Annotated in this window: 16 protein-coding genes; 11 read left to right on the plus strand and 5 right to left on the minus strand. The window is 64.2% G+C overall.

Translation table 11 applies throughout. The annotated features are described in order from the left end of the window. Positions 1–62: 62 nt before the first annotated feature. Positions 63–839: a DUF1217 domain-containing protein gene (locus EN745_RS14870; RefSeq protein WP_189363055.1), complete on the minus strand. Its 777-nt coding sequence runs from the start codon at positions 837–839 to the stop codon at positions 63–65. Between the two features lie 179 nt (positions 840–1,018). Between EN745_RS14870 and motA the strand changes: the two genes are divergently transcribed. The 6 genes from motA to EN745_RS14900 are packed head-to-tail and all read left to right on the plus strand — an operon-like array spanning position 1,019 to position 5,885. After that, on the plus strand, positions 1,019–1,894 hold the full coding sequence (gene motA, locus EN745_RS14875) for a flagellar motor stator protein MotA (RefSeq protein ID WP_126058496.1): 876 nt from the start codon (positions 1,019–1,021) through the stop codon (positions 1,892–1,894). Positions 1,895–1,928: 34 nt separating this feature from the next. After that, positions 1,929–2,867: a FliM/FliN family flagellar motor switch protein gene (locus tag EN745_RS14880; RefSeq protein WP_126058497.1), complete on the plus strand. Its 939-nt coding sequence runs from the start codon at positions 1,929–1,931 to the stop codon at positions 2,865–2,867. Between the two features lie 33 nt (positions 2,868–2,900). Next, positions 2,901–3,290, plus strand: a complete 390-nt coding sequence (gene fliN, locus EN745_RS14885) for a flagellar motor switch protein FliN (RefSeq protein ID WP_126058498.1) — start codon at positions 2,901–2,903, stop codon at positions 3,288–3,290. A 43-nt stretch (positions 3,291–3,333) separates the two neighbouring features. After that, positions 3,334–4,350 carry a flagellar motor switch protein FliG gene (locus EN745_RS14890; RefSeq protein ID WP_127421619.1) on the plus strand — a complete coding sequence of 339 codons (1,017 nt, stop codon included), beginning with the start codon at positions 3,334–3,336 and terminating at the stop codon, positions 4,348–4,350. 21 nt (positions 4,351–4,371) lie between these two features. Then, positions 4,372–5,454, plus strand: a complete 1,083-nt coding sequence (gene flhB, locus EN745_RS14895) for a flagellar biosynthesis protein FlhB (RefSeq protein WP_126058500.1) — start codon at positions 4,372–4,374, stop codon at positions 5,452–5,454. After that, positions 5,451–5,885 (plus strand): hypothetical protein, encoded by a 435-nt coding sequence (locus EN745_RS14900; protein ID WP_126058501.1) that lies wholly within the window; start codon positions 5,451–5,453, stop codon positions 5,883–5,885. Before flhB ends, EN745_RS14900 begins: the two co-directional genes overlap by 4 nt. 118 nt (positions 5,886–6,003) lie before the next feature. Here EN745_RS14900 and EN745_RS14905 read toward each other — a convergent pair whose 3' ends face one another. After that, complete coding sequence (locus EN745_RS14905; protein ID WP_127421620.1) at positions 6,004–6,774, minus strand: helix-turn-helix transcriptional regulator; 771 nt, start codon at positions 6,772–6,774, stop codon at positions 6,004–6,006. After that, the gene (locus EN745_RS14910) at positions 6,771–7,475 is read right to left on the minus strand and encodes a helix-turn-helix transcriptional regulator (protein WP_127406626.1); all 705 of its coding nucleotides are present in this window, start codon (positions 7,473–7,475) and stop codon (positions 6,771–6,773) included. Before EN745_RS14910 ends, EN745_RS14905 begins: the two co-directional genes overlap by 4 nt. A 456-nt stretch (positions 7,476–7,931) precedes the next feature. Here EN745_RS14910 and EN745_RS14915 point away from each other — a divergent pair, with 456 nt between their 5' ends. Next, positions 7,932–9,125, plus strand: a complete 1,194-nt coding sequence (locus tag EN745_RS14915) for a TMEM43 family protein (RefSeq protein WP_127421621.1) — start codon at positions 7,932–7,934, stop codon at positions 9,123–9,125. A 43-nt stretch (positions 9,126–9,168) separates the two neighbouring features. Here the strand turns inward: EN745_RS14915 and EN745_RS14920 are convergent, their stop codons facing one another. Both EN745_RS14920 and EN745_RS14925 read right to left on the minus strand, forming a co-directional pair. Next, on the minus strand, positions 9,169–10,200 hold the full coding sequence (locus EN745_RS14920) for a histone deacetylase family protein (protein ID WP_127421622.1): 1,032 nt from the start codon (positions 10,198–10,200) through the stop codon (positions 9,169–9,171). A gap of 23 nt (positions 10,201–10,223) precedes the next feature. Further along, complete coding sequence (locus EN745_RS14925; protein ID WP_126058506.1) at positions 10,224–10,877, minus strand: TetR/AcrR family transcriptional regulator; 654 nt, start codon at positions 10,875–10,877, stop codon at positions 10,224–10,226. 261 nt (positions 10,878–11,138) lie between these two features. Between EN745_RS14925 and EN745_RS14930 the strand changes: the two genes are divergently transcribed. The 4 genes from EN745_RS14930 to EN745_RS14945 all read left to right on the plus strand — a co-directional run. Continuing rightward, a complete protein-coding gene (locus tag EN745_RS14930) occupies positions 11,139–12,818 on the plus strand; it encodes an amidohydrolase (RefSeq protein WP_127421623.1) in 1,680 nt (559 codons plus the stop codon). Between the two features lie 126 nt (positions 12,819–12,944). Continuing rightward, positions 12,945–14,039 carry an ABC transporter ATP-binding protein gene (locus tag EN745_RS14935; RefSeq protein WP_126058508.1) on the plus strand — a complete coding sequence of 365 codons (1,095 nt, stop codon included), beginning with the start codon at positions 12,945–12,947 and terminating at the stop codon, positions 14,037–14,039. Then, positions 14,039–14,959 (plus strand): ABC transporter permease, encoded by a 921-nt coding sequence (locus EN745_RS14940; protein WP_127283891.1) that lies wholly within the window; start codon positions 14,039–14,041, stop codon positions 14,957–14,959. Before EN745_RS14935 ends, EN745_RS14940 begins: the two co-directional genes overlap by 1 nt. Next, a partial coding sequence (locus EN745_RS14945; protein WP_127421624.1) for a spermidine/putrescine ABC transporter permease PotC occupies positions 14,952–15,483 on the plus strand: 532 nt, incomplete at its 3' end. The genes EN745_RS14940 and EN745_RS14945, both read left to right, overlap by 8 nt.

Here is a 15,483-nt window from a genome sequence, read left to right on the forward strand (position 1 = left end):
GCCGGCGCTCGAGCGCGATCTGCGAGGAGAGGGCGACGTAGAGGCTGTCCTGCATGGTGTTCTCAGAACTTCAGTTTCTGCATGGCCATCATCAGATCGGTCGAGATGCCGACCGTGGTCGGCTGGGCAAAGAGCACGCTGACCGATGTCTGCGCCGTTGAGGTGGGGTTGTTGACCTCCCACAGGCTGGTGAACCGGGTCAGGAACTTGTTCAGCTTGTCGGTGTCCTTGAAATCGGCGATGTCGAGCTTCTGCTCGAACAACTGCGCCTGCTTGTCGATGTCGGCCGAGGCAAAGGAATCGGGCAGGCCGAGCGCGGTGCGCACCACGCTCGAAAGTGCCGTATCGGCCAGCACGTCGTACCAGTTGGTGATGTCGGGCGCCTTGCGCTGGAAGTAGAGTGCCAGCCGCACGCCTTGATTGGTCTCGCCGGCATTCTCCTCCAGGGTCTGGCGCATGTATTTGTCGACCGTGCCCTGCTGGGCGGAGGGAAAGAGCGTGGCGGTCGAGCCATAGGCGGCGAAGTTGAACGCCTTGACGAAGGCGGCGTAGCGCTTGTCGCTAAGCTTGTTGGCGAAGCTGTCCGAATCCGAGACGCCTTCCTTGAGCGCCTTGACCATGAAAGCCTTGGCGTAGGCCATGTCGCCCAGGCCGTACGCCTTCATGGCATAGGTGAACAGGCGGGTGTCCTTGACGAAGTCGTCGATGGTTTTGATGTTGCCGATATTGGCGAGATAGTAGTCGGTATCGCGCTTGACGACGGGCTGCGCCTCAACCTGATCGATCGCCTTGGGTATGTCCTTGGCGATAAGCTGGTAACTCGTATAAGTGTTCAACACGCTGTGCGCCTCCGGCCGAAGCTATTCCAGGAAAATACAGTCACTTCCTTGCGCGAAGCTGAATCAGCCCCGCAACCCGCGATCCGGACCTCGCGGGTTGAAGCCTCGTCGATTCAAGCCTCACACAAGGCACGGGGACTATCGGTTGGGACCTGCGGTGACATGCGGAAGGATCTTGCGTGGGCATTCTGATCGGACTGGTGGTGACGCTCGGCTGCGTCCTCGGCGGCTTCATGGCCATGGGCGGTCATCTGCATGTGCTCATGCAGCCCTGGGAAGCGGTGGTCATCTGCGGCGCGGCGCTCGGCACCTTCCTGGTCGCCAACCCGATGAAGACCGTCAAGGACACCGGCAAGGGCATTCTCGAAGCGTTCAAGCAGGCGGTGCCGAAGGAACGGGATTATCTCGAGACGCTCGGCGTTCTGCACAGCCTGATGCGCGAATTGCGCTCCAAGTCGCGCAGCGAGGTCGAGGCGCATATCGACAATCCCGAGGAATCGGCGATCTTCCAGGCATTCCCGACGGTGCTGAAGAACCACGATCTCACGCATTTCATCTGCGACTACTGCCGCATCATCATCATCGGCAATGCGCGTTCGCATGAGATCGAGGCGCTGATGGACGAGGAGATCCAGACCATCAGGACCGACAAGCTGAAGGCCTACCACGCGATGGTGGCGGTCGGCGACGGCCTGCCGGCGCTCGGCATCGTCGCCGCGGTGCTCGGCGTGGTCAAGGCGATGGGCGCGCTCGACCAGTCGCCGGAAATCCTTGGCGGGCTGATCGGCGCCGCGCTCGTCGGCACCTTTCTCGGCATCTTCCTGTCCTATGGCGTGGTGGGGCCCGTCGCCACCAAGATCAAGACCGTGCGCGAGAAGAAGAATCGCCTCTACATCATCGTCAAGCAGACGCTGCTTGCCTACATGAACGGCGCGCTGCCGCAGGTCGCGATCGAGTTCGGCCGCAAGACCATCTCATCCTACGAGCGGCCGACGATCGACGCCGTCGAGCAGAGCACGATGAATACCGGCACGGCCGAAAAGAAGGCGGCCTGAGCATGCGTCAAGACAGACAGGGCCGCTCGCCATCATGACCAGTCCGGGCAGTCCGTCGCAGACCCGTTCCCTGATCATCGAACGTCTCGTCGGCGACAGCGGCGAGGCCGGTCATGTCATTGGTGCCGGGCGGGCGATGGCCGAACGCGCCGTGCCGCTGCTGCAGAAGAGCCTTGCCGTCGAGCTTGGCGCGCCGGTTACGGTGGATCTGCGGGCGGTCGAGGTGAGCCGGGTTCCCCATGCACGCGCCGATGCCGGCGAGACCTTCGCCATGGTCATCGTTCCATCGCCGACCTCGGCCGACGCCATGACCCTGGTGATCGACGCTCAGGCCATAGCCGTCGTGGTTTGCGCCCTGTTCGGCGGGGACCCGGACGCGCGGGTCTCGCCAATCGAACGCGAGCTGTCACAGATCGAGACCGATGTGGCGACGACGGTGATCCAGCATGTGGCGCAGGCGCTCAATGGATCGGGCAAGCGCTCGCTCGAATTGCGGCTGCCGGTGCAGCGGGCAATGTCCGGCATGGAGGCTAAGCGGCGGGTGCTGCGCGATGGGGCGGCGGTCCGCATGCTGTTCGGCATCTCGACGCCGACCGACAGCGGCACTGTCACGGTGATGATCCCGCAGCGCATCCTGCTTGCGACCCGTGGCGGCGCGGCCGGCGCCCACGACGACGATCACACGGCCGGCTCGGACTGGCGGGCGCGCTTCTCCGAAGAAGTGATGCGCTCGACAGTAACGCTGGAGGCGACGATGCCGCTCGCCCGGCTGACGCTCGGCGACCTCGCCAGCCTCGAAGTCGGGCAGATCATCGAATTCGAAGAGACGGCGCAATCGCATGCGCGGCTCAGCGCGCGCGACAAGACGCTGTTCGTCTGCGAGTTCGGCAAGCTCGGCCAGAATTACACCGTCCGCGTCCGGCATCCCTACGATGCCGGACAGGATTTCATCGACGGGCTGATGCCGGGCTGACGCCGGGTGGCCTGACCTTTTTGGAGACGACGCATGGCAAAGACGAAGGTGGAAGCCGAACCCGATCAGCCGGACGAGCAGCTCGATCGCGCCATCGAGGAGCTGCGCGGCGTCCTCAAGGAAGAGGAGAAGCGCCCGGACGTTGCCTACAGGGCCGCTTCCGGCGGCGCCAATTCCAGCATCATCATGGCCATTCCGGTCGACGTGCAGATCATCCTCGGCAGCACCGAGATGCCGGTGTCCGAGCTGATGGCGCTGCAGAAGGGTTCGACCGTGGCGCTCAACCGGCGTATCGGCGAGCCTGTCGACGTGGTGGTCAACGGCCGCAAGATCGCCCGCGGCGAGATCACCGTGCTCGAAAGCGACCCGTCGCGCTTCGGCATCAGGCTGACCGAAATCATCGCCGCCACCAAGAGCGCGTAGGCTTGGCCGGCGTGCACCGCCATCGACCGCAGGGACAGACAGCATGACGACGCTGACCACGCTGACGCGCCCGCAAAAGGCAGCCGCCATTCTGGTGGCGATGGGCAAGCCCTCAGCCAGCCGGCTCCTGAAATTCTTCAAGCAGGAAGAACTGAAGGCACTGATCGAAGGGGCGCGCCTGCTGCGCACGATCCCGCAGAGCGACCTCGAGCGCATCGTCGCCGAATTCGAAGCCGAATTCACCGAGGGCGCGGGCCTGCTCGATTCCGCCGACCGGATGGACACCATCCTCAACGAATCGCTGTCGCCAGAGGAAATGAGCGCCATCATGGGCGACAAGAGGTTCGAGGTGGCACCCGAGGGCCCGCCGCCGATCTGGCCCGACCTCGAGAAGCTGGAGCCCGGCCGCCTCCGCGCCTTCCTGTCCGGCGAGCACCCCCAGACATCGGCCATGGTGCTGTCGAAGCTTTCCTCGCAGATAACGGCCAACGTGCTGTTGACGATGGAGAAGCCCGTCCGCAGCGAGATCATCAAACGCATGGTCACATTGGCCACGGTTCCGGATGCGGCCGCAAAGATCGTCGAAAGCCAATTGCGCAGCAGCCTGCTGTCGCAAACCGCGACGAAGGATATCTCGGCCGGACAGGCGCGTGTCGCCAGCGTGCTCAACGAAATGGACAAGCCTCAGCTCGAAGAGGTCATGCACGATCTGGAGGAGGCCGGCACGCCGGATCTCGACGGCGTCAGGTCGCGGCTGTTCGCCTTCGACGATTTGCCGCTGCTCGCCCAGAAGGCACGGGTGCTGCTGTTCGACGGGCTGTCGACCGAACTGGTCACGCTGGCGTTGCGAGGCGCGCCGCCGGCACTCACCGAATCGGTGTTGTCGGCGATCGGCGCAAGGTCGCGGCGCATGATCGAATCCGAACTCGGGCAGGGGTCCGAAGGCATCGCGCTGGCCGACATCATGGCGGCTCGCAAGACAATCGCGGTGGCGACGATCCGCCTGTCGCGTGAAGGGGCGTTCGAACTCCCTTCCTCGTCGCAGAGCGAAGCGGCCTGATGGCGGCTCGGTTAGCACGCCATGGCTGAATCGGTCGACAAGGACTCCAAAACCGAGGAAGCGACAGAAAAGAAGATCCGCGACACCGTCGAACAGGGCAAGCTGCCCCATTCGCGCGAAGCGGCGATCTTCACCTCCTTCGTCGCCATATTGGTGTTCACCGTCTTCTACGCCAAGGACGCCATCATCGATCTCGGCATGTTCTTGTCGATGTTCCTGGAGAAGCCCGAAGCCTGGCCGATGGATACCGAGACCGACGTCATCGCGCTCTACAAGACAGTCATCTTCGAGATCGGCCGCGCCGTCGTCAGCCTGCTCGTGCTTTTGGTGGTGGCCGGCGTCGGCGCCTCGGTGTTCCAGAATATGCCGCAGTTCGTCGGCGAGCGGGTCAGGCCGCAGCTGTCGCGCATCTCGATCGCCAAGGGCTGGAGCCGCATGTTCGGCGTGCAGGGCCTTGTCGAGTTCCTGAAGTCGCTGGGCAAGCTCGGCTTTGCCGTCGTCGTGCTCGGCTTCACGTTGTCGGAGGACCACCGCAGGCTGCTTGCCGGCATGATCACCAACCCGGTCGCCTTCGGTCTCGTCATCAGGAGCATCGCCGTCGACATATTGGTGGCGATCGTTTTCGTCATGGGGCTGATCGCGGTGGCCGACTTTGTCTGGTCGCGCTTCCACTGGCGGCGCGACCTGCGCATGAGCAAGCAGGAAATCAAGGACGAGATGAAGCAGTCCGAAGGTGATCCGATCGTCAAGTCGCGGCTGAGGTCGCTGGCGCGTGATCGTGCGCGGCGGCGCATGATGACGGCGGTGCCGCGCGCCACGCTGATCATCGCCAATCCGACGCACTATTCCATCGCGCTGAAATACGTCCGCGAGGAGGATTCCGCGCCCATGGTGCTGGCCAAGGGCCAGGATCTTGTGGCGCTCAAGATCCGCGAGATCGCCAGGGAGCACAACATCCCGATCTTTGAGGATGTGGCGCTCGCGCGCTCCATGTACAAGCAAGTTTCGGTTGATAGCGTAATCCCGTCGCAATTTTACCAGGCCGTCGCCGAGCTGGTGCGGATCGTCTATTCGAAAAAGGCTGAGCGCAGACTGACCTCATGAACCGGCAAGCTTACGCAAAATCCCGCGAGATCATCGTCGCCAACGCCATCGAGCAGGTGATCACCGAACTCAGGCTGATCGACGTCGCCGACTATATCGCCTTCATCCGGCTCGAGCATTTCGCCTGCCTGTCGGATCTGGTGGATTCGGCGGCCGAACTGTTCTTCATGCCGGGCACGCTCAGGCTCGGTCACGGCGGCGAAGCCCATGTCGACTGGAGCGGCAGTCCGCGCATCGTGCTCGACCTCGAGCTCAGGCCACCCGGCGTGACCGTCTATTTCCAGCTGACGTTGAGCGGAGACAAGGACCATGTCGTGGTCAACTACGTGTCGTTCGAAAAGCCCGGCGAGAATCCCGAGCACAACACCGCGCTCCTGGAAGCGGTGATCGAACAGGCGCGCATCCGCAGGACCGAGACGATCGCCTACTGAAATCTGCCTTGAGGGAAGCAAAGCGCGGCGGTGATGGACCGCGCGCGGTTTGGCATGCCGTGGCCCTCGCGGTCGCGCAGGTTCGGCCGGTCCGTGCTCGGAGCCTTCGCGGGACGATCTATTCGATGAGGCCGAGCCGCAGCGCCTTGGCCACCGCCTGGTTGCGGTTGACGGCGTTGAGCTTCTGCGTCGACTGGGTCAGGTACTGGTTGGCGGTGTGCACCGACAATTTCAGCAGCTTGGCGATCTCCTCGCTGGTGTTGCCGTTGGCGGTCAGCTTCAGGCATTCGAGCTCGCGCTTGGAGATCGAGCGCATCCGGCTGGTGTCGGTCGGACGGATGCGGGCGACCGCGGCAAACAGCGAGAAGCTGCGGGCGTGGATCTCGTAGAGCGCCTCCTGCGGCAGGGCGATGTCCGGCCCGAGGAAGATGACCAGCCCGCACTGGCCGCGGTCGGCATGGACGGGAAAGGCGATGCCGTTGGTGCCGGGCGCGAGCGGCGCCGTTCTTTCGGCCCAGGCAAGATCCTGGAAGGCCTGCTGCGAACTGGCGATGCCGTCGTCCGCCCACCAGCGCGGCGCCGTGGAGATGCGGGTGTGGCGCACCATTTCCTCGCCATTGGCGCCGGAGATGAATTTGGTGGCCACGGAGGTGCCGGGGTAGTCCGAATCGAAGCTTGGCACGAGGCGGGCCCGTTCCAGCGAAGGGCTGACGAAGAACAGGCCGAAAGCCCCGGCGTTGATGTCGACGGCGATCCAGCGGCAGCGGCGCACGGCGTCCGGAATGGTGACGGCGTGGTGCGTTTCGGAGCCGAGCGAGAAGGCGCCGAAGGGGCTGCGCTGCTCGTTGAAGAGGGCCTCGGCTGCCTCCTTGACCTGTGCCTGTTTCAAATGATGCCGCTCCTGATCGCCGTCGCGATGGCCATCGCGCGGTTGCTGGCCGCGAATTTCTGGATCGCGTGGGTGATGTAGCTGTTGACGGTGTTCGACGAGACGCCGAGGATCAGCGCGACCTCGTCGGTGGTCTTGCCCTCCGACACCCAGAACAGGCATTCGCGCTCGCGGTCGGACAGCGGGTCCTGCATGGCGGCGGCGGCGATCAGCTGCGGGATGTCGGACAGCGCATAGCAGCACTTCAGCTGGGCTTTCATCAGAGCCGGCTGGTCGATCTTGCCGACCTCGGCGGCCGAAAACAGCGCGAACAGGCGCTGGCGACCGACATTCAGCCGCAGCGAGTAGATCTCGGCGTGGCCGAGCACATCGAGCAGGCGGGCCTCCTCGCCGCTCAGCAGCGCGCCGGCATCGGGCGCCTGGGCAGCCACCAGCGGCCTCGGGCGGTTGCCGGGCGACGCGGTCAGCGGCCCCTGGGCGAGGCCGGCTATCAGCCGTTTGCCGATGAGCTCGATGGCGTCGAATATCCAGTTGGAGGACACGATGCGGGCATCGCTGCGATCCTGGTCGTGGATGATGGCGACGAGCATGTAGCTGTCGGCGCCGATCTCGGCGGCAAGCTGCATGAAAAAGCTGGTGAGGTCGCCGCGAGACGCCAGGCGCGATGGTTCGGATTGGAGAAGCGCGGCGGGACTGCTCATTTTATGCTTTGGCCGGAATCGATCCATGTGCCCGGTGCTGGTGTCGCCAGCGGCCGAACCCGAAATACGCGTCACTGTCACGAAGACACACTCAAGGCGCGGTCAGCGCCCAACCAGGTCGGAATCCCTACAGGGAACGCGAAGCCGTCCGCGTCTGGTGCCGGCCGAGTGCCGGAACTTGAGACTTTGGGTGGTCGCCGCGCCCCCCGAGGACCGGCTGATTCGGGTCTAATCTACCCGTAGATGAATCCGACATCAAACGCGATTTGACAAAATCGAATCCGGTGGACTCGGATCGCGACTCAGGGGCCGTTTCGCGCTGCTTTCAACCGGTCTCTTCGATGGAAAAATCGGGGCAGGTGCCGGGCCGCCATATCGGGGCGCGGCCGATTCGGCTAGGATTCGCATGGCGGCAATGGATGGGCGTCCATTGCCGGTGGTCTTGCGGGGGAAACGATGAGCGATTCATTCCAGGAAGTGACGTCCGTCTCGTGGTTCGGACGGATCAAGCGCGCGGTCGGCGGGGTGGTCTTCGGCCTGATCCTGATCGTGCTGATGGTGATCGGTCTGTTCTGGAACGAAGGCCGCGCGGTGCAGACGGCGCGCTCGCTGGCGGAAGGCGCCGGCACCGTCGTCTCGGTCGGCGTAGACAAGATCGACGCCGGCAATGACGGCAGGCTGGTGCATGTGACTGGACCGGTGACGGCCGATAGCGGTCTTGCCGATCCGGATTTCGGCATTCAGGCCGAGGGGCTGCGCCTGTCGCGCAGCGTCGAGATGTACCAGTGGAAGGAAGACTCCAAGTCGGAGACGACGAAGAAGCTGGGTGGCGGCGAGGAGACGGTGACGACCTACAGCTATTCGAAGGTGTGGGACGACAGCCAGATCAACTCATCCGACTTCAAGAAGCCCGACGGCCACCAGAACCCGCCGATGGCGATCCACAGCAGGAGCTTCCAGATTGCGGAGGGCAAACTCGGCGCCTTCACGCTCGACAGGCCGGTGCTCGACCGCATCGGGGGCGACAAGGAATTTTCGCTCTCGTCCAGCCAGTCGGCCGCGATCGAGGCTGCCTATACCGGTGCAAAGCCGATCAACATCGTCGACGGCAGGATCTATCTCGGCGCCGATACGACGTCGCCGGCGCTGGGCGACTATCGCATCGGTTACGAGCTGGCGCCGCTCGGCACCGTCAGCATCGTCGCGCGCCAGGCCGGCGACCGGTTCGAGTCCTACCAGACGGCGGCCGGCGATGCGTTGCTGATGGTGGATACGGGCGACGTTCCCGCCGACAGGATGTTCGCCGAAGCGGTCAGCGCGAACACGCTGATAACCTGGCTGCTGCGCGCCGGCGGCCTGATCCTGCTGACGATAGGCTTTGCCCTGCTGCTCGGCCCGATCGGGGTGATCTTCGACGTCATACCCTTCCTCGGCAGCCTGGCCCGGCTGGGCACCGGCATCATCGCCTTCGTCCTGGCGATCCTGGTCGGGATGACGACGATCGCCGTCGCCTGGTTCTGGTATCGGCCGGTGCTGGCGGCCGCCATCCTGGCCGCGGGCGTTATTGCCGCGGCGGCGGTGTACATGCTTGGGCGTTCCCGCAAACCGGCCGTGCCGGCCGCCGCGCCGAGCCCCGGCGCTGCCGCATAGCGTAGAGTTTCCAAGGGGCGGCTGCTGCCACCCCCTTGGGCTCCTACCTGTCCTCGAAGCCGGTCAGCACGCCGACGGCGTTGATGCCGATCTCTTCCACCGCGTAGCCGCCTTCCATGACGAACAGCGTCGGCAGGCCGAGCCTGGCGATGCGGCGACCGATCTTGGGATAGTCGGCGCTCTTCAGCTTGAACTGGCTGATCGGGTCCTTCTCGAACGTGTCGACGCCGAGCGACACCACGACGACATCGGGGACGTAGGCGGCAAGCTTGGAGCAGGCATCCTCCAGCGAGGCGTTCCAGCCGTCCCAGTCGGTGCCGAACGGCATCGGGTAGTTGAGGTTGAAGCCTTCGCCTTCGCCGATGCCGTGCTCGTCGGCATGGCCGAGGAAGAACGGATATTCGGTCATCGGATCGCCGTGCAGGTTGATCACCTGGACGTCGCCGCGGCCGTAGAAGATCTCCTGCGTGCCGTTGCCGTGATGGTAGTCGACATCGAGGATCGAGACGCGCCTGGCGCCCTGGTCGAGGAACCACTGCGCGGCAACGGCGGCGTTGTTGATGAAGCAATAGCCGCCCATGAAGGCGGCACCCGCATGATGGCCGGGCGGGCGGCAGAGCGCGAAGGCGGCCGGCTCGCCGGCCTTGACCAGTTCAGCCGCCGTCAGCGCCACTTCATAGGACGACTTGATCGCCGCCCAGGTGCCTTCGACGAAGGTGGCGCCGGCGTCGAAGGAATAATAGCCGAGCAGGCCGTCGATGCGCCGCGGCGGCACGTCGCCGCGCAAACCGCGCGTCGGCCAGGTGAACGCCATGGCCGAGCCCTTGTGCCCCTCAGCCGTCCATCGCGGCCAGACGGTCGGCAGGAAGTCGATGTAGTCGGCACTGTGCACGCGCTTGGCGGCGGCGAGATCATGCTCGACCGGCCCGATGATCAGCCCCAGCTTCTCGCTCTCGACGCGCGCCCTGATGAATTCCGCCCGCGACGGCTTTTCGAAACCCGGCACGATCGCCGACGTGACCAGTTCCATCTGGCCTGCATGGCCGGCGTGAAGCGGCGAATAGACAGTCTTCATGAAATTCCTCTCGAAGTGCGAAATCAGTCAAGATTGAGATAGGGGTTCACCAAGGCGAGCCACATCACTTCCACATCGTCCTCGATAAGGTCGTATGTCTTGCGATCCCTTTTCAGCCCCACAAGCCGGCACGCGTGCCCGACCTCCATCATCAGCAAGCCGAGGCGGCTCGCGACCTTGTCTTCAAGAGCCGGGTTCACATGCTGCAGCCATGCGGCGTAGAGGGCGATGATCTGGTCGTCATATTCGTTCTGGATCGGTCTCAGGTCGGCGTTTCCCGATATGGCCTCGATCACCGGCATCAGGCTGGCGTTGTCGAGATAGAGCTTCGAGGTGTCGATGAAGAGCTTGCGCACTTCCTGGCGAAACTCTTCGCGGTTGGTGGGTGGGGCGACCTCGATGCGCCTTGCGATCACCTCCGGAAACGACGACAGCCAGCGCCGGGCGAGGTCGAGAAGTATGGCCTCCTTGTTGGGAAAGTACTGGTAGACCGAACCGACCGACAGGCCGGCATGCTGGGCGATGGCGAGCGTCGTCGGCGCCTTGGTTCCTTGCTCCCGCGTCAAGGTCAGCGCCGCGTCGAGAATTCTGTCGACCACCTTGCTCGAGCGTTCCTGGCGCGGCTGCTTGCGCGGTTCGAGCGCTATCCTGGTTTCGCGGCTGAGGTTGCGCTTCACGGCTCTAGGTCCTCGTTCCCCGCCCCGGTCTCAAGACAGGCGCCGGGTGCTGTCCACAATTCATTCGAAATTCGGAGCGTTGACAAACGCGAATAATTAGTCGCATTCTTTATCCACGCTGTCTGCCGGGATAACAAGGGGAATTTCGAAGACAGCGCGCTGGCATCATTCTTGTCCCATGGCGCGCCGCTCCGGCGGAGTGGAACGCCGTTGGCCAAGGGGTTGCCGGTCACGGCCAGTCGTCAAAAGCGCGGAGTCGCGATGTCTGTCACGGGTGCGGATCACAATGCGGATCTGATCGTCGTCAACGGTCGTGTGCTGACCATGGATGCCGACAATCCCGCAGCCGAAGCCATTGCCGTCAAGGACGGCGCCATCATCGCCATCGGCAGCCGTGCCTCGATCGAAGGCTACAAGGGAACGGCCACCAGGATCGTCGACGCCGGGGGCGGCTCGGTGATCCCCGGCTTCATCGAAGCCCACATGCATCTGTTTTCGGGGGCGGCCGAGCTTGCGCATCTGCAACTGTCGGGCGTCCACGGCTTCGAGGCGCTGCAAGCAGCGATCCGCGACTATGCATCGGCATGGCCCGACGCCAAGATGCTGGTCGCGCAAGGTGTCGACTATACCGTCCTTGGCGACGTGCGGGTGACGCGCCACCATCTCGACGCGATCCTGCCCGCCCGGCCTTTCGTCATGGCCGCTCCCGACCACCACACGATGTGGGCCAACACCAAGGCGCTGGAGATGGCCGGCATCCTGCACGGACGCACGCTTGGTCCGGGCAACGAGATCGTCATGGGCGAGGATGGCCTGGCCGCAGGCGAACTGCGCGAGGGCGAGGCGTTCGGCCCGGTGCTCGATCTTGCCGGAGAAGGTCGGGTGCGGCTGGGGCTGGCGACCGGCGGCGAGCCGGATCCGATGCCGACCGCCGCCGAGCGCGCCGCCGACCGCGACATCATGCGGCGCGGGCTCGCCTGGTGCGCGCGCCACGGCATCACCTCCATCCAGAACATGGACGGCAATCTCTACCAGCTCGAGCTGCTGGCCGAGATCGAGGCCGAGGAGGGCTTGTCCTGCCGTGCGCAGATACCGTTTCACTACAAGAATTTCATGACGCTCGACATCCTCGACAAGGCGTCCGTCATGGCCGAACGCTACAACACCGAGTGGTTGTCGTCGGGCATGGTCAAGGTGTTCTATGACGGTGTGCTCGAATCTTGGACGGCGGTGATGGTCGAACCCTATGCCGACCGGCCGAACTGGGTGGGCGAGCCGCTGTTTACGCCGCGCCGGTTCGCCGAGCTTGCGGTCGCCGTCGACAGGCGCGGGCTGCAGATGGCGGTGCATTCGATCGGCGACGGCGCGGTGCGTGCCGTCCTCGACGGCTACGAGGCGGCCGCGAAGGCCAATGGCAAGCGCGACAGCCGGCACCGGGTCGAGCACATCGAGGTCATCACCGACGCCGATGTGCCACGCTTCGAAGATCTTGGCGTCATCGCCTCCATGCAGCCGCCGCATCCGCCCGGCGCGATGGATTTTCCCCTGGAACCGACGGTGTCGCGCATCGGGCAGGCCCGCTGGCCGCTAAGCTATGCATGGCGGACCCTGAAGAATGCCGGCGCGCGCGTCGTCTTCGCCTCCGACTGGCCGGTAGCGCCCATCGATCCGATCCTGGGCATCCAAGCGGCAGTGTTGCGCAAACCATGGGCAAGCACCGACCCCGACCAGAGATTCTCGCTGCACGAGGCGATTGCCGGCTATACGGTGGAAGGGGCCTATGCCGAGTTCATGGAGGACCGAAAGGGCCGCCTGAAGCCGGGCTATCTGGCCGACCTGGTGGTGCTCTCGGCCGATATCGAGGCGACCGCGCCGGAAGATCTGCACAAGGTGCGGCCGGTCACCACGGTTTGCGGCGGAAAGGTCACTTATCAAGCCTGACGGTGGCACGGGAATTGCTTTTTAGTCCAGTCCAAGCTCCGCAGTTGCCAAGCCGATTGGCTTATGGTGACAATCAAACAGGAACAAAACCTGCCGCCAAGAGCAGGCCATCTCAATGGGGTAATCGTGCCGGAACAACCGGATAAGAATGCGATCGAGGTTCGTGGCGTTCGCAAGGTATTTGGCAGCGGTGAAAACCAGGTCGCCGCTCTCGACACGGTTTCGGTGTCGATCCGCGAAAACGAGTTCTTCACGCTGCTGGGGCCTTCCGGCTGCGGCAAGACAACGCTTCTGAGGCTGATCGCCGGCTTCGACTTTCCAACCGCCGGCGAGATTCTGCTGCACGGCCAGGACATCGCGCCGCTGCCGCCATTCAAGCGGCCGGTCAACACCGTGTTCCAGTCCTACGCGCTGTTCCCGCACATGACGGTAGCCGAGAATATCGGCTTCGGCCTGGAAATGCTGGGCAAGCCCAAGGCCGAGATCAAGGCGCGCGTCGGCGAGATGCTGAAGCTGGTCAAGATGGAGGCGCTCGCCGGCCGTCGCACCAGCCAGATCTCCGGCGGCCAACAGCAGCGCGTGGCGCTCGCCCGCGCGCTGGCGCCGCAGCCGAAGGTGCTCCTGCTCGACGAGCCGCTGTCGGCGCTCGACTACAAGCTGCGCAAAGAGATGCAGATCGAGCTGAAGCGGCTGCAGCACGAGACCGGCATCACCTTCATCTTCGTCACCCACGACCAGGAAGAGGCGCTGACGATGTCGGACCGCATCGCGGTGATGTCGTCGGGCAAGATCCTGCAGGTCGGCACGCCCTGGGACATCTACGACAAGCCGGCGGAACGCTTCGTCGCCGACTTCATCGGCGAGACCAACTTTCTCACCGCCGCCATATCGGACATTGGCAACGGCAAGGCGCGCGCGACGCTCAAATCCGGCGCGACCATCGAGGCGACCGTGGCCGAGGGCTTCCAGCCGAAGGACAACGCCACCGTGGTGGTGCGGCCGGAGCACGCCAAGCTGAGCAACGCCAAGGGCGACCTGTCGGGAACGGTCGAAAACATCGTCTATTTCGGCACCGACACGCATATCCATGTCCAGCTGAACAGCGGCGAGGCCTTCACCGTGCGTCAGCAGAATACGCGCAGCGCCGGCTGCGGCTTCGAGCGCGGCGACAAGGTCGGCATCCTGATCGGCAACGACGCCGCGCAAGTGCTGAGGGACTGATGGCCACCGCGGAACAAGTCGCCAAGGAAGCGGAACGGCGCGACGTCCGCACGCGCTGGCTGCTGTCGGCGCCGGCGCTCATCATCATCTTTCTGGCGGCGACCGGCCCGCTGCTGATCGTGCTGGTCTATTCGCTGCTGACGCCCGGCGCGTACGGCGACGTGAAATGGCAATTCTCGCCGGAGGCCTGGCTGTCGGTGTTCATGGAGCGTGACATTTTCGACGACACGCTTTCGCTTGCCGCCGCTCACGTCACCATCTTCTGGCGCTCCATCAAGCTGGCGATCGTGACGACGATCGCCACCCTGGCGCTGGGTTTCCCGACCGCCTATTTCATGGCGACGCGCAGTGAAAAGACGCGCGACATCTGGCTGTTCCTGATCACCATCCCGTTCTGGACGAACCTGCTCATCCGCACCTTCGCGGTGCTGCAGATCATCCGCAACGAGGGCATCATCAACACCATCCTGATCAAGCTCGGCATCGTCTCGGCGCCTGTCCAAATACTGTTCACCGATACGGCGATCCTGATCGGCATGGCCTATGTCTACCTGCCGCTGATGGTGCTGCCGATCTATGCCAGCATGGAGAAACTCGACTTCCGGCTGGTCGAGGCCGGCTACGATCTCTATGCCAGCCGGTTCCAGGTGCTGCGGCGCATCATCTTCCCGCTGGTCAGGCCGGGCGTCATCGCCGGCTCGATCCTGGTCTTCATTCCGGCGATCGGCGCCTATGTCACGCCCAGCGTGCTCGGCGGCGGCAAGAACATGATGCTATCCAACCTGATCGAGTTGCAGTTCGGGCAGGGCCGCAACTGGCCGCTCGGCTCGGCGCTGTCGATCACGGTGATGATCATCGTTATGGTGGCGCTGCTGGCCTATGTGCGCAATGCCGGACGGGCGGAGGTGCGCCATGGCTAATTTCTCGATCAAGCACCAGCCGGGCTTCACCGCGATCGCGGCGACCTGCTTCGTCGTCCTCTATCTGCCGATCATCGTCCTGGTGTTCTACGCCTTCAACGCCGCGACATCGACCTCGGAGTGGGGCGGCTTCTCGCTGAAATGGTTCCAGTCGGCATGGCAGAACACGCAGGTCATCGATGCCACCCTGCGATCGTTCCAGATCGGTTCGGTTGCCGCGGTGCTGGCGACCATCGCCGCAACCATGGCGGCGCTGGCGACGACGCGCACGGCGCCCTATCCCGGACTGACCTTCAAATACGCGGCGATCAACCAGCCGCTGATGGTGCCGGAGATCGTCACCGGCGTGGCGCTGCTGATCTTCTTTTCGCGCATCAAGATTTTCACCGGCTATTCCGGCCTCGGCTATCTGATCGCCGCGCACACGGCATTCTGCATCCCCTTTGCCTACCTGCCGATCCGGGCGCGGTTGGAGAACATGGACCTGACACTGGAGCGCGCCGCCGCCGATCTCTACGCGACGC

Origin of the sequence: Mesorhizobium sp. M4A.F.Ca.ET.022.05.2.1 (assembly GCF_003998845.1) — a bacterium.
Lineage (GTDB): Bacteria > Pseudomonadota > Alphaproteobacteria > Rhizobiales > Rhizobiaceae > Mesorhizobium.